The sequence below is a fragment of the Pseudomonas sp. BF-B-26 genome (assembly GCF_019956495.1).
In the GTDB taxonomy this organism is placed as follows: Bacteria; Pseudomonadota; Gammaproteobacteria; order Pseudomonadales; family Pseudomonadaceae; genus Aquipseudomonas.
On record NZ_JAHBDP010000011.1, the window covers coordinates 1 to 14442 of the forward strand.

Below are 14442 nucleotides of genomic sequence, written 5' to 3' on the forward strand. Positions count from 1 at the left end.
GAGTTAACCTTCACCTGCGCACCACTAATGGTCACGCCCCCCGCATCCACCTTCACAAAGCTCCCACCAGCCTTGGCCGTGAGCTCCATGCCGCCCTCAACCACAACCTTTTCCCCAGCGTTGTAGTGAATCTCCTGGCCGGCCTCGACAAACTGCGCCGTCCCCACCTTCACATGCTGAGTCACGCCAACGGTGAGGTGATCATCCGCCCGGGTTTCAGTCTTGCGGTCGAGGTGGGTGATGCGATGTTCTTCAACCTTGAATTCGCTTAAAACATTGGCCTCGACCGTGTCGTGTCGCTCGTTGCCGACGCGAATCTTCTGGTCATGCTCGATGTTTTCATCCCAATCCCGCTGAGCGTGCAGATAAATCTGTTCCGCGCCTTTCTTGTCTTCAATCCGAAACTCGTTGTAACCGTTGCCGCCGGGTGAGCTCAGGGTTTTGAAGGTGCTGCGGGTCTTGTTCGCCGGCAGGTCGTAGGGGACGACGTTTTCCTTGTGGTACAGGCAGCCGGTGATCAGCGGTTGGTCGGGGTCGCCTTCCATAAACGACACCAGCACTTCCATGCCGATGCGCGGGATGGCGATGCCGCCGTAGGCACTGCCGGCCCAGCCGGTGGCGACGCGCAGCCAGCAGCTGGTCTTGTCGTCGGCCTGGCCTTCGCGATCCCAGTAGAACTGGACTTTGACGCGACCGTATTCGTCGCAGTGGATTTCTTCACCCGCAGGGCCGGTGACGATGGCGGTCTGGCTGCCGAGGACTTTGGGTTTCGGGTGTTCGAGGGCAGGGCGGAAGTGCGCGTCCCACGGGGTGGCGAGGAAGCGGTTGCGGTAGCCCTGGTGGAAATCGTCTTTGTTCTGGGTGACGTCGCTGGTGACGTTTGCGCCGAGCACTTGCGGCTGTTTGCCTTCGTGCACCACTTCCAGCAGCAGCCAGAGGTCGTTCCACTCGGCGCGCGGGTGTTCGCTCAGGGCCATGAAGTGGCCGCTGACCAGGGTTGGCTCGTCGCCTTTGCCTTCGGCCAGTTTGTAGTCGCTGCGATGGCGTTCCAGGGCGCGGGTTGCCAGTTGCTTGCCGCGTTCGCGGTCGGTGAAGCGGCCGGGGTAGTCGTAGTCTTCAAGGTCCGGGGCGAACGTGCTTTTGGCGGAGCCCTCGGGCAGGATGCGCGGTTTCTCGAAGTCGTAATCGCGACGGCTGACGCGGGTGGTGCGGGTTTCCAGGCGCAGGTTGAAGCGCTTGATCACCGGTTTCTCGGCGGCCATGCCGGAGTCTTGCTGATAGGCCACGGGCGCGAGTTTGCGGAACACCGTCTGGTCATCGCCGAACACCAGTTTGTGGCCGCTGGCACTGTGCTGGAAGTGGAAGTGAATGCCTTCTTCTTCGCACAGGCGCTGGATGAAATGCAGGTCGGATTCGTCGTACTGCACGCAGTAATCGCGTTCCGGGTAGATCGCGCCGAGCTGGAAGCTGTAGGCATCGGCCAGGATGCCGCGCGCTTCGAGGACCTGAGCGATGATCTTCGGCACACTTAAATGCTGGAAAATTTGCTGGTCATGGTTGTGGCGCAGGTAGGCGAGTTGTGGCACCAGACTGATGCTGTAGCGGGTCAGGCTTTTGCCGGAATCGCCTTGCTCGATGCGGTACACCAGGCCGTGGATGATGCCTTTGCCGGTGGCGCCGAAGGTCAGGCAGCCGGGCTTGTGCAGCAACTCTTCGAGTTTCAGGTCGGGGCGCGCGCTGACCAGTTCGATGTCGAAACAGAACGGCTGGTTGAGGGTTTCGCGACCGACGAAGCTGAGTACCTGAAGGTCAACGGAAACGCCTTCCAGCGTCAGGGAAATATGGGTTGCGTTCGCGTCCAGCATGCCTTTAATTCCGTCCTTTGAATAAGCTGGGGCGGATGGTGCAGGATTAAAGCGCCTCGTTCAAGGAAACGAATGGTCATTTACCGACTAAAGTCGTCTGTAGCCTGTAACAGCCTTCTGCCATCATCGCCGCTCACTTCTGTGTGTCCACTTCATCCTGGCAAGTTACTTGTCCGGGCTGAAGGCTATTTTCTGGCTTATTGCGCCTTGCGCAAACGCTGCACTGTTGGAGCTTTTTTTCATGCGTCCCCCCTTTATTCTCATCACCGCGCGCCAGTCACTCGGCTTCGGCGCTTTAGTCCTGTGCGCCGGTTTTACCGGGTCGGCCTTTGCGAGCGGTTTTATCGACGACACCACGGCGAAACTCGAATCGCGCACGGTGTATTTCAATCGCGACTTTCGGGATGGGCACACGTCCACCGAGCAGGGCGCTTCGAAACGTGAAGAGTCGGCCCAAGGTTTTATTCTCAATCTGCAATCAGGTTACACCGAAGGCACCGTCGGTTTCGGTATCGACGCCTTGGGCATGCTGGGGCTCAAGCTCGATTCCAGCGCCGACAGCAGCAACACTGGTTTGCTGCCGTCCACGGGGCAGGATCCGCGGGGGTCGAAAGACCAATACGCAAAACTGGGGCTGACCGCCAAAGTGCGCGTCTCGCAAAGTGTGCTGAAGTACGGCGCATTGCTGCCCGACGTGCCGTTGCTCAAGTACAACGACGGTCGATTGTTGCCGACGATGTTCAACGGCGCAATGCTCACGTCCAAAGAGGTCAAGGACCTGACCTTTATGGCGGCGCGGCTGGACAAGTACACCGCCCGGGATTCCACCGATTCCCAGGACATCCGCGTGCACTGCAAGAACAAGCGTTATGCCTGCAATGTCACCGCCGATCATTTCGACATGTACGGCTTTGACTACAAGATCAACGAGCGTCTGACCGGCCAGTATCACTATGCCGAGCTGGAGGACATTTACCGTCAGCACTTTGTAGGCTTGCTGGCCAACCAGCCGTTGGGCGAGGGCGTGCTCAAGGCTGACCTTCGATTGCTCAAGAGTGCCGACAGCGGCGCTGCTCGTGCAGGTTCCATCGACAACCGTGCCCTGAGCGGCATGCTTGCTTACGCCATCAGCGGCCACACCTTCAGCGCCGGTTGGCAGCGCATGAACGGCGACAATTCGATGCCGTATCTGGATGGGACCAATCCGTACCTGGTCAACTATGTACAGGTCAACGACTTCGCTGCTGCACAGGAGCGCTCGTGGCAGCTGCGTTACGACTATGACTTCAAGGCGATTGGCATTAATGGGCTGAGTTTCCTGACCCGTTACGTGAACGGTGACCATATCAAGGTGCTGGGCAGTGATCAGGAAGGGAAGGAATGGGAGCGCGACAGCGAGCTCAAGTACGTGGTGCAGAGCGGGACGTTCAAGGATGTCAGCCTGCGGTTGCGCAATGCGACGTACCGGACCAACTACGAGAAGTTTGCCCGGGATGTGGATGAGACCCGGTTGATTGTGAGTTACAACTTTTCGGTGCTCTGACAGTGAGGCTGGCGGTGTGAGTTACACCGCCTTCGCGAGCAAGCCCGCTCCCACATTTTGACCGAGATCCAATGTGGGAGCGGGCTTGCTCGCGAAGAGGCCATCACATTCAGCGCATTTCCAGCTGTTGGCGATATGGCAAGTCCGGCCCGGTCTTGCTGCACGTCAGCGCTGCCGCCTGCACCGCGAATTTGAGCATGGCATCAATCTGCTCACGACTCAGCTGCTGCACACCCTCAACCGAATCCAGCTGCTGCTCCGTCAGCCAAGTAATCAACGCCGCCTGGAACGTATCGCCAGCGCCCACGGTGTCGGCGATTTTCACTGAACTCGCCGGTACCGACCAGGAGCCATGCTGACGGCTGAACACCGTCGCCCCCTCGCCGCCACGGGTCAGAAACACTAACTGACAGCGATGCTGCAGCCAGCCTTCAATGACCCGTTGCGGATCCTGCTCGGGGTACAACACGCTCAAATCCTCATCGCTGACTTTGATCAGGTCGGCCAGCTCAACCAAGGTGGCAATACGCGAACGCCACAGGTCGATATTCGGCTCAGGGTTGAGCCGTACGTTGGGATCAAGGCTGATCAAGCGTTTACCGCTTTCCCGTCGCACCAATGCCAACAGCGTGTCGGCAATCGGTTGCACCACCAGCGAAAACGAACCGATGTGCAGGCCGCGTACCTCAGGGCCCAGTTCCGGCAGATGCTCGGTTTTCAACTGACGATCCGCGCAGCCTTCACCCCGGAAGCTGTAATGAGGTGAACCATTGGCACCGACGGCCACCATCGCCAGGGTTGTAGGCGCAGCGAAATCCACCAGGTAATCCGCGCGCACGCCTTCATCCTGCAGCACCTGCTGCAAGCGCCGACCAAGATAGTCGGTGGAAAGGCCGGCAAACAACGCAGCATCCACCCCCAAACGGCGTAAACCCACCGCCACGTTGAACGGCGAGCCGCCGGCAATCGCCTTGAAATTCACTTTTGAAGCCAGGCCGCTGGCGTCGTCTTCACTGAAGAAATCGAACAGCGCTTCGCCACACACCAGATACATAGTTATTCACTCTTTAAAGGGTTGCGACATGCTGTTGATAGCGTTCGTAGGCTTGCTGACAGGCCGCCACATTGTCTGCGATCGGCAAGGTTTCACTGGCTGGATCGAGCTTCACGCAGCGCTCGCATAGATCCTCCAGGCTGTCTTCATGCCCGTTTTCCCAGGACGTGCACCACGCCGCCTGAATCGCGGCGCCAAGGGCCGCGGCTTCGCTTTGTTCGGTGCAGATGACTGGGGTGTTCATGATGTCAGCGACGACCTGCCGCCACACCGCGCTTTTTGAGCCGCCGCCGATCAGGCGAATGCTGCGGCTTTGTAAGCCATTCTGACGCAGCAGGTCCAGCCCATAACGCAAACCGAAGGTCGTGCCTTCCACCACGGCGCGGCACAGGTTGGCCTGGGTCAGGTTGGTCATGGTCAAGCCCAGCAGGCTGCCGGTGGCATGGGGCAGGGCGGGGACGCGCTCGCCGTTGAGGAACGGCAGCATGCACACGCCTTCGGCGCCGATGGGGGCTTGCGCGACGAGGTCGTTGAACTGTTCGATATCCAGCTCGAACAGCTCGCGAACCACCCCGGTCGCGTTAGTCAGGTTCATGGTGCAGATCAGCGGCAGCCAACCACCGCTGGAGGAGCAGAACGTTGCGACGCAAGCGTCCGGACTGACTGTCGGCTGGTCGGCATAGGCGTACACCGTACCTGATGAACCGAGGCTCATGGTGATTGCGCCGGGCTTGATATTGCCGGTGCCGATGGCGCCCATCATGTTGTCGCCACCGCCGCTGGAGACCATCGCCTGCGGGTTGATGCCCAGGTGTTCGGCGATGCTCGGCAGGATCGTGCCGACGGCTTGATGAGCGTCGATCAGCTCCGGCAGCGCGGCTTGCAGTCGCCCGGTGGCATCGATGTCACGCAGCAGCTGCAAGTCCCATTGACGGGTGCGCACGTTGAAATACCCGGTGCCCGAGGCGTCGCCGTACTCACTGCAACTGCGGCCGGTGAGCCAATAGTTGAGGTAGTCGTGGGGCAGCAGGATGCGCGCGATGCGAGCGAAAATCTGCGGGTGTTGTTCTTTGGTCCAGAGCAGTTTGGAGACGGTGTAGCCCGGCGCGATCACAACGCCGAGGCGTTCCAGCGAGCCTTTTTCGCCACCCAGATGGGCCAGCAGGCGGTCGTTTTCCGGGGTGGATTCGGTGTCACACCAGAGCTTGGCCGGACGTAGCACCTGGCCCTGATCATCGAGCAGCACCAGCCCGTGTTGCTGGCCGGAAATGCCGATGCCGAGGATGTCCTGGCCATCGACCTCTGCCGCGAGCAATGCACGGCGGGTGGCAAGTGCGAAGGCTTCCAGCCATTGGGTGGTGTCTTGCTCGCGACGGCCGTTGGCGCCAGTGATCAGGCTGTGCGCGGCGGCACCCTGGCCCAGCACCTGACCGCTGACGGCGTCGAGGATGATGGCTTTGGTGCCTTGGGTGCCGCAGTCGATGCCGAGGAATAGTTGTTGGTTTGCCATGGAAGATCCTTGGTGTGTCAGGTCGATCTCGGTGAAGCCATTCGCGAGCAAGCCCGCTCCCACACTTGACCTGAGGTGGCCACAAATGTTGCGTACGCCAGCTATCTAATGTGGGAGCGGGCTTGCTCGCGAAGACGGCAGCAGGTTCACCGTCGTACTTACGCCAACACCCGCTCCAACGTCCGCGACACACCGACATCCCGCAAGCTGTTACAGCACCACTCAAACGCCGCCACAAACTCGGGCGAATGCGGGATCGCCGTACCAAAAATCTCCTCAACCGCCAGCAACCGCTGCGTGATCAACGCATCATCCGCCACCAACGCCTGACAGAACGCCGCCCGCGGATCAGGAATGTTGTAGGTCTCGCCATTCTCGTCCACGCCCTTCAAATACAACGCCCAAGCGGCCACCACCAATGCCGCACGCGTCGTCTCTCGTCCATCCGCGATCAATCGATTGATCGTCGGCACAGTGAACTTCGGAAACTTCGACGAACCGTCCGAACACACGCGCTCCAGCTGATCGGCAATCGCCTGGTTGGAGAAGCGCGCCTCCAGGGTGTTTTTGTACTCGGTCAGGTCAATCCCCGGCACGGCTGACAGTTGCGGGGTCACGTCCAGGTCCATGTAGGCACGCATGTAGCGCACGAACAGCGGGTCGTTCATGGTTTCGTGAACGAAGCGGTAACCCTTCAAGAAACCCAGATAAGTGAGTGCGAGGTGACTGCCGTTGAGCAGTTTGATCTTCATCTCTTCATAAGGCGTGACGTCGTCAGTGAACTGCACGCCGACCTTTTCCCAGGCCGGCCGACCGTTGACGAATTTGTCTTCCAGCACCCACTGCACAAAGGGTTCGCAGACCACCGGCCAGGCGTCGTCGATGGCGTGTTTGTCGTGCAGTTGCAGCTTGTGTTCGGTGCTGGTCATCGGCGTGATGCGGTCGACCATCGCGTTGGGGAAACTCACGTTGCTGGCGATCCAGTCCCGCAGATCGGCATCACGCAGGGCGGCGAACGCCAATAACGCTTTGCGAGTGACCGCGCCGTTGTGCGGCAGGTTATCGCAGGACATCAAGGTGAACGCCGGTGTGCCGGCTGCACGGCGTTTGGCCAGTGCGGCGCAGAGAAAACCGAACACGGTTTTCGGTGCGTTCGGGTGCGCCAGGTCGTGTTGGATTTGCGGCAGCTGGGCCATGAACCCGCCGGTGCTGTCGTCGATGCAGTAGCCGCCTTCGGTAATGGTCAGCGAAACGATACGGATCTCGGGGCTGGCGAGTTTGTCGATCAGCGCTGCCGCGCCGTCTTCGGCCAACAGCATGTCGCGAATCGCGCCGATGACCCGGACTTCGGTGTCGTCGGTATCGCCCAGCTCGAACAGGGTGAACAGGTAGTCCTGCTCTTTGAGATCGTCCCGGGCGCGGCGGTCTTCGGCGCGCAGGCCGACGCCGCAAATCGCCCAGTCCAGACCTTCGCCGGTATTCATCAACGCATCGGTGTAATACGCCTGATGCGCCCGGTGGAAACCGCCGACGCCGATGTGCGCAATGCCTTGGTGGGTGTCGCTCAGGGTGTAAGCGGGCAGGACCACCTCGGGGGCGAGGCGGTTGAGGTTCTGTTTATTCAGTTTCATCAGATGCTCTCTAAAATCAGGCCGCAGCGCGCAACGGGCGGGTCAGCGCCACGCCGTCAGCATCGAATAAATGGCAGTGCTCAGCGTCCAGGTGCAGGCTCAGCGACTCGCCATAACGGCTGGCCAAGTCGCCGCGAACGCGCATGGTCAGCGCTTCGCCGGACGAGGTCACCACGTGGCAGAAGGTGTCGCTGCCCAGGCGTTCGCTGACGTCGGCGGTGACCTGCAAGGTGCAGTCGCCGGATTGCGCGAGATTCAGATGCTCCGGGCGAATGCCCAGGGTGACCGCGCCGCCGACGCTCAGGTTGGCGCCGCTCAGCGGCAACGTGATGCGGGTGCCGGCATCCAGCAGCACTTCGCAGCTCTGGCTTTCGACGCGGGTGACTTTGCCCTTGAGGAAGCCCATTTTCGGTGTGCCCAGGAACCCGGCGACAAACAGGTTGGCCGGCTGGTGATACAGGTCCAGGGGCGAGCCGACTTGTTCGACTTTGCCGCCATTGAGTACCACGACTTTGTCGGCCATGGTCATGGCTTCGACCTGGTCGTGGGTCACGTAGATCATCGTGGCTTTGAGTTCTTTGTGCAGGCGCAGCAGTTCCAGGCGCATCTGCACCCGCAGGGCGGCGTCGAGGTTGGACAGTGGCTCGTCGAACAGGAAGATTTTCGGATTGCGCACGATGGCCCGGCCGATGGCCACGCGCTGACGCTGACCGCCGGACAACTGTTTCGGTTTACGTTCGAGCATTGGCCCCAGTTCGAGGATGCGCGCCGCTTCGCCGACTTTCTTCTCGACTTCGGCTTTCGGTACGCCAGCCAGGTCGAGGGCAAACGACATGTTTTTTCGCACGCTCATGTGTGGGTACAGGGCGTAGGTCTGGAACACCATTGCCAGGTCGCGCTTGGCCGGGCTGACTTCGGTGATGTCGCGGCCATCGAGTTCGATGGTGCCGCCGCTGACTTCTTCCAGACCGGCGATCAGGCGCAGCAGGGTGGATTTGCCGCAGCCCGACGGGCCGACGAACACCACGAATTCTTTATCACGGACTTCGAGATCAATGCCCTTGATGATGGAAAAGCCTTCGAAGCCTTTTTGCAGATTCTTGATTTTCAGGTTGGCCATGATGATGGGCCTCCACTTGTTGTTATTCAGTTGAGCCGTGCGGGCTTTTTTTGTGGGAGTGAGCCTGCTCGCGATGAGGCCGTGTCAGTCAGCATCACTGTTGAATGACACTCCGCCATCGCGAGCAGGCTCGCTCCCTCAGTGGTCGCGTTGAGTCGGCGATCTTCATTTCACGGCGCCGAACGACAGGCCGCGGACCAATTGTTTCTGGCTGATCCAGCCGAAGATCAGGATCGGCGCGCAGGCCAGGGTCGACACCGCCGACAACTTGGCCCAGAACAACCCTTCGGGACTGGAGTACGAGGCGATCAACGCAGTCAGCGGCGCGGCTTTCGACGAGGTCAGGTTCAGCGACCAGAACGCCTCGTTCCAGCACAGGATCAGCGACAGCAGCACCGTGGACGCCAGACCGCCCTTGGCGATCGGCAACAGCACCCGGACCATTTCCTGCCACAGCGTGGCACCGTCGAGGCGCGCGGCTTCGAGGATGTCCTTGGGGATGTCTTTGAAGTAGGTGTAAATCATCCAGACCACGATCGGCAGGTTGATCAGGGTGTAGATCACGATCAGCGCGATGCGCGTATCGAGCAGGCCGAAACTCTTGGCCAACAGGTAGATCGGCATCAGCACGCCCACTGGCGGCAGCATCTTGGTGGAGAGCATCCACAGCAGCGTGCCTTTGGTGCGTTTGGTTTCGTAGAACGCCATCGAGTAGGCCGCCGGCACCGCGATCAGCAGGCACAGGGCGGTAGCGCTGAAGGAAATCACCACCGAGTTCCAGGCGAAGCTGAAGTAGTCGCTGCGCTCATTGATGTGCAGGTAGTTCTCCAGCGTCGGCGTGAAGAGGAACTGCGGCGGCGTGGCGAACGCATCGATTTCGGTTTTGAAACTGGTCATCACCATCCAGAAGATCGGGAAGAAGATCAGGATCGCGATGGCCCAGGCCAGGGTGCCGAGCAGCAGGCTTTGCAGACGGCGGGATTGTTGAAGGGTCATGGCGCAGGCCTCAGGCTTTGTCTGTCAGGTTTTTGCCGATCATGCGCACCAGCACGATGGCGGCGATGTTGGCGATCACCACCGCGATCAAACCGCCGGCGGACGCCATGCCGACGTCGAACTGCACCAGCGCCTGGTTGTAGATCAGGTAGGCGAGGTTGGTCGAGGCGTAGCCGGGGCCGCCGTTGGTGGTGGTGAAGATTTCGGCGAACACCGAGAGCAGGAAGATGGTTTCGATCATCACCACCACGGCAATCGGGCGGGCCAGGTGCGGCAGGGTCAGGTGCCAGAAAATCGCGATCGGCCCAGCACCGTCGAGGCGCGCGGCTTCCTTCTGCTCCTGGTCGAGGGACTGCATGGCGGTCATCAGGATCAGGATCGCAAAGGGCAGCCATTGCCAGGACACAATGATGATGATCGACAGCAGCGGGTAGTGCGCCAGCCAGTCCACCGGCTGCGCGCCGAATAGCTTCCAGACGTAGGCGAGAATCCCCGACACCGGGTGGAAAATCAGGTTCTTCCAGATCAGCGCACCGACGGTGGGCATGATGAAAAACGGCGAGATCAGCATCACCCGCACGATGCCGCGACCGAGAAACTCACTGGCCTCCAGCAGCGCACTGATCAACACGCCGAACACCACGCTGATCAGCAGCACGCTGCCGACCAGCAGCAAGGTGTTGGTGGCGCCGGGCAGGAACCCCGAGTCGCTGAGGAAGTAGCTGAAGTTCTCAAGTCCCACGAACTCGTTTTCGCCGGGGTAGAGCAGGTTGTAGCGGATCAGCGAGAAGTAAACGGTCATGCCCAGCGGCACGATCATCCACAGCAGCAACAACGCCACCGAGGGGCTGACCAGAAACCAGCCGGGGTTGGCCAACCGGCTTTTACGCACCGGTTGGGGAATGTCCATGTGAGCTTTGGCAGTTGAAATATTCATGGTGATAGAACCGATTCATGCAGACCTATGAAGATCTAATGTGGGAGCGGGCTTGCTCGCGAAAGCGGTGTGTCAGGCAATATTGATGCTGGATGAAGCGCCGTCTTCGCGAGCAAGCCCGCTCCCACAGTGATTGTGTTTCACCAGTGGGAGCGGGGGGTACCCGCAAAGGGGGTTACTTGGGGTAACCGGCGCGCTTCATTTCACGTTCGGTGGTTGACTGGGCAGCGGTCAGGGCCTGGTCGACCGTGGTCTGGCCGATCAGCGCTGCCGAGAACAATTTGCCGACCTGGGTGCCCACGGCCTGGAATTCAGGAATGGTCACCAACTGGATGCCGATGTACGGCACGGGTTTGAGGGTCGGTTTGCTCGGGTCCGCGGCTTTCAGCGATTCAAGGGTCACCTTGGCGAACGGCGCAGCCTTCATGTACTCATCGCTGTACGTCGAAGCGCGAGTACCTGGCGGCACGTTGGCGATGCCGTCTTTCTCGGCAACCAACGCACCGTATTCCTTGGAAGTGGCCCAGGCGCTGAAGGTTTTCGCCGCGTCCTTGGCCTTGGAACTGGTCGGAATCGCCAGCGCCCAGGAATACAACCAGGCCGAGCCTTTGTCGGTGGTCTCGTGCGGTGCGTAGGTGAAACCGACGTGGTCACTGACCTTGCTTTGGGTCTTGTCGGTGACGAAGGAGCCGGCGACGCTGGCATCCACCCAAATGGCGCATTTGCCGCTGTTGAACAGCGCGAGGTTTTCGTTGAAACCGTTGCTCGACGCGCCCGGCGGGCCGGATTTTTTCATGGTGTCGACGTAGAAGTTCAGCGCGTTCTTCCACTCGGGGCCGGTGAATTCCGGCTTCCACTGCTCATCGAACCAGCGCGCACCATAGGCATTGGCGACGGTGGTGATCAGCGCCATGTTCTCGCCCCAGCCGGCCTTGCCGCGCAGGCAGATGCCGTACTGTTCTTTATCCTTATGGGTGAGTTTGCTGGCGAATTCACTGATTTGGGTCCAGGTCGGGTGCTCGGGCATGGTCAGCCCGGCTTCCTTGAACAGATCGGTGCGGTAATAGGTGATGGAGCTTTCGGCATAGAACGGCAGGGCATACAGCGAACCCTTGACCGACAGGCCTTCACGCACCGACGGGAACACGTCGTCGAGGGCATAAGACGCCGGCAAATCCTTCATCGGCTCCAGCCAACCTTTGGCGCCCCAGAGTGCGGCTTCGTACATGCCGATGGTCAACACATCGAACTGTCCGCCCTGAGTGGCGATGTCGGTGGTCAGGCGTTGGCGCAGGACATTTTCTTCCAGCACCACCCAATTGAGCTTGATGTCCGGATGCTCGGCTTCGAAGGTTTTCGAGAGTTTTTGCATACGGATCATGTCGCTGTTATTGACGGTGGCGATGGTCAGGGTCTGGGCGCCGAGGCTGACGCTGCTGAGGGTCATGCAGGTGAGGGCAAGCAGAGCTTTTACAGAAGGTTGCATCGTGCACTCCTTTTCTGCACCCAGCGGGTACAGAAGGACAGTTATTGTTTTTGTGTCTTCCGACGGCAGGAAGAATGTGCACTGATTACAGCCTTCAATTGATGACGTGACAAATCATCCATCGCACTTCAATCGATACTATTTTGCACTGGACTTTGAGGGGAGAGGTGCAGGGGACGGGTTTTCAGCGGTTAAAGCCTATTGAATACGTACAGGTTTTCAGTGCTAAAACAGGTCTTGACCTGTTGGAGCGGGCTTGCTCGCGAAGGCGTCGTGTCAGTCAATATCACTGTTGAATGATCCACCGCTTTCGCGAGCAAGCCCGCTCCCACAGGGATTTGTGGTTAACCAAGGTTTTGTTCGGTCAACCGCTGCACCGCCAACCGTCGGTAATGCGATGGCGTCATGCCCTTGAGCTGCTGGAAGCGCCGATTGAAGTTGGAAATATTGTTGAAGCCCGACTCGAAACACACGTCGGTGACCGGTTTGTTGCCATCGGCCAGCAGCTCGCAGGATTTGCTGATGCGCAGGCGATTGACGAATTCGATGAAGCAGCGGCCGGTGGCTTGCTTGAACACTCGACTGAAATAGGTCGGCTTCATGCCCAAGTGCTCGGCGACTTCTTCCAGCGGCAGTTCCCGAGCGTAATGCGCGAAGATGTAATCCACCGCCCGGTTGGTGCGATCGATATTGTGCTCGTCGGCCAATTGCGGCGTCGTGGCCCCGGACAGCAGCTGATAGTCGTCAGAGGCGGCCAACAACTCCAGCAGAATGAAAAAGTGCCCGAGACGCGTCACGCCTTGGGTATCGGCGATACGCTGCATCAAGGTCATGGCCTGGCGGATGGTGTGCTTGCAGCGAAACTCGATGCCGTACTGGGCGCGCTCCAACAGTGGCGCCAGTGCCTTGAGTTCGGCAAACACCAAGTGGCCGCTGTCGAACAACTCGTCCGTGAAATTGACCAGCATGTCGCGCTTGGGCACCACTTCGTCTTCGGTCACCTGGCTGATCCAGTTGTGGGGCAGGTTGGGGCCGGTGAGGAACAGCGATTGCGGATAGAAATTACCGATGTAGTCACCGATGAATACTTTGCCGGAGCTGGCGACGATCAGATGCAGTTCGTATTCCTTGTGAAAATGCCAACGCACCAGCGGGCAAGGGAATCCGTGCTGACGGTAGATGATGGACAACCCGTTGTGGTCGTCCATCAATTCGTAGGAGGGGTCTGTCACGCGGGCTGTTCGGGTCATGTCAGGATGCTTTTCTTGTTATCGCTGTTCGATCATGCCTCTTTTGGCGCCTGCTGTGCCAGCCTGCCACGACTTTCGCTAACGGGGGACCCGATCGCGCGCTTTCATCAGGTTTACCGTTCGGCAATAAGAGACGATGTTGGACTCTTCAATGAAATCGACGTTGATGATGTTGCATTTTGACGCCCAGTCGCTGGTATTCGGATCGAACCAGGAATCAAGCTCGTCATGAATATCCACGGGGCCACCGAGCGCGCTGTAACTGGTGGCGGAAAGTGACCACGGTGCCCCTGTGCCTGGCGGGTATTTCAGTACATTAATAATGTGCTGCTTCAAATCAGCGGCGTTAGTGATACCGCTGCCAGACCATTTGTGCCTGATCTGCTCGTGAAATACAGTTCGATCAAGAGCGCTGTGCCATGGAGCGGCGACCAGTATCCTTTGCAGTGGGCTGATTTGCTTGAGTCTCTCAAGGCTCAGGCCCTGGTTTTGGACAGGAATCATCCGGTGGTCGATAAACCTCAACATCATGTCGTTGAAGTATTTGAAGTCAAATGGATGCTCGCCATTCTTGAGTTGGTGAAAGTCCACAATGACAAACTCATCTGGATTTTCCATAAGGAATCTATTTAGGTCGGTTATCAGGTTTCCCAGCGTGCGATTAGAGCGATGACTGTCATGTGTAAATATGAATTTTCCTAACCCCGGGGCAGCGGCGTCATAGATCAGGCGGGCGTCAAGTACTCGAGACCCATGACACAGTTGGCTATAGAACGATTCATGCTGACAGGCCACCCAGTGGGGGGGAGGGCCGAAAAAAGGCCAGGGCGCTTTCCAGTCGCAGCCGGCGTTATGAGTGCCAGGCAGCGTCAGTTCGCTGAGGGATAAAGTGTTAATGGCTGGCGTGGCGGACATCCAGTTGTTATTGGCGTAGTTGCTCATTTAATGCATCCTTGCATTAATTTATAAGAAGGGTTGATGGCGCCGAACTTAAGTAAGTTTGGCTGGGTACTTATAAAGTTGAGTGTCAGGCTCGGTCAATAATAGTGA

General features: G+C 59.1%; 11 protein-coding genes. 1 reads left to right on the top strand and 10 read right to left on the bottom strand.

What is annotated here, in order from left to right; genetic code table 11:
- Positions 1–1865: type VI secretion system tip protein VgrG (locus tag KGB03_RS00655; protein WP_223525873.1), on the bottom strand; the 1865-nt coding region annotated here is incomplete at its 3' end.
- A 241-nt stretch (positions 1866–2106) separates the two neighbouring features.
- Here KGB03_RS00655 and KGB03_RS00660 point away from each other — a divergent pair.
- Positions 2107–3408: an OprD family porin gene (locus KGB03_RS00660; protein ID WP_223525874.1), complete on the top strand. Its 1302-nt coding sequence runs from the start codon at positions 2107–2109 to the stop codon at positions 3406–3408.
- A gap of 109 nt (positions 3409–3517) precedes the next feature.
- Here the strand turns inward: KGB03_RS00660 and KGB03_RS00665 are convergent, their stop codons facing one another.
- The 9 genes from KGB03_RS00665 to KGB03_RS00710 all read right to left on the bottom strand — a co-directional run bounded on the left by KGB03_RS00665 (position 3518) and on the right by KGB03_RS00710 (position 14334).
- Entirely contained in the window at positions 3518–4462 is a 945-nt protein-coding gene (locus KGB03_RS00665; RefSeq protein WP_223525875.1) for a carbohydrate kinase family protein, read from the bottom strand.
- Positions 4463–4475: 13 nt separating this feature from the next.
- A complete protein-coding gene (gene xylB / locus KGB03_RS00670; protein ID WP_223525876.1) occupies positions 4476–5972 on the bottom strand; it encodes a xylulokinase in 1497 nt (498 codons plus the stop codon).
- Positions 5973–6130: 158 nt separating this feature from the next.
- Entirely contained in the window at positions 6131–7603 is a 1473-nt protein-coding gene (locus tag KGB03_RS00675) for a mannitol dehydrogenase family protein (protein ID WP_223525877.1), read from the bottom strand.
- Between the two features lie 16 nt (positions 7604–7619).
- Positions 7620–8723, bottom strand: a complete 1104-nt coding sequence (locus KGB03_RS00680) for an ABC transporter ATP-binding protein (RefSeq protein ID WP_111450005.1) — start codon at positions 8721–8723, stop codon at positions 7620–7622.
- A 165-nt stretch (positions 8724–8888) separates the two neighbouring features.
- A complete protein-coding gene (locus tag KGB03_RS00685) occupies positions 8889–9719 on the bottom strand; it encodes a carbohydrate ABC transporter permease (protein WP_111450004.1) in 831 nt (276 codons plus the stop codon).
- Positions 9720–9729: 10 nt separating this feature from the next.
- Positions 9730–10656, bottom strand: coding sequence for a carbohydrate ABC transporter permease (locus KGB03_RS00690; protein ID WP_046055095.1), 927 nt, complete (start codon positions 10654–10656; stop codon positions 9730–9732).
- Positions 10657–10831: 175 nt separating this feature from the next.
- Entirely contained in the window at positions 10832–12142 is a 1311-nt protein-coding gene (locus tag KGB03_RS00695) for an ABC transporter substrate-binding protein (RefSeq protein ID WP_223525878.1), read from the bottom strand.
- 344 nt (positions 12143–12486) lie between these two features.
- Positions 12487–13392: an AraC family transcriptional regulator gene (locus tag KGB03_RS00705; protein WP_223525879.1), complete on the bottom strand. Its 906-nt coding sequence runs from the start codon at positions 13390–13392 to the stop codon at positions 12487–12489.
- Positions 13393–13470: 78 nt separating this feature from the next.
- Positions 13471–14334, bottom strand: coding sequence for a phospholipase (locus KGB03_RS00710; RefSeq protein WP_223525880.1), 864 nt, complete (start codon positions 14332–14334; stop codon positions 13471–13473).
- Between the last annotated feature and the right edge of the window lie 108 nt (positions 14335–14442).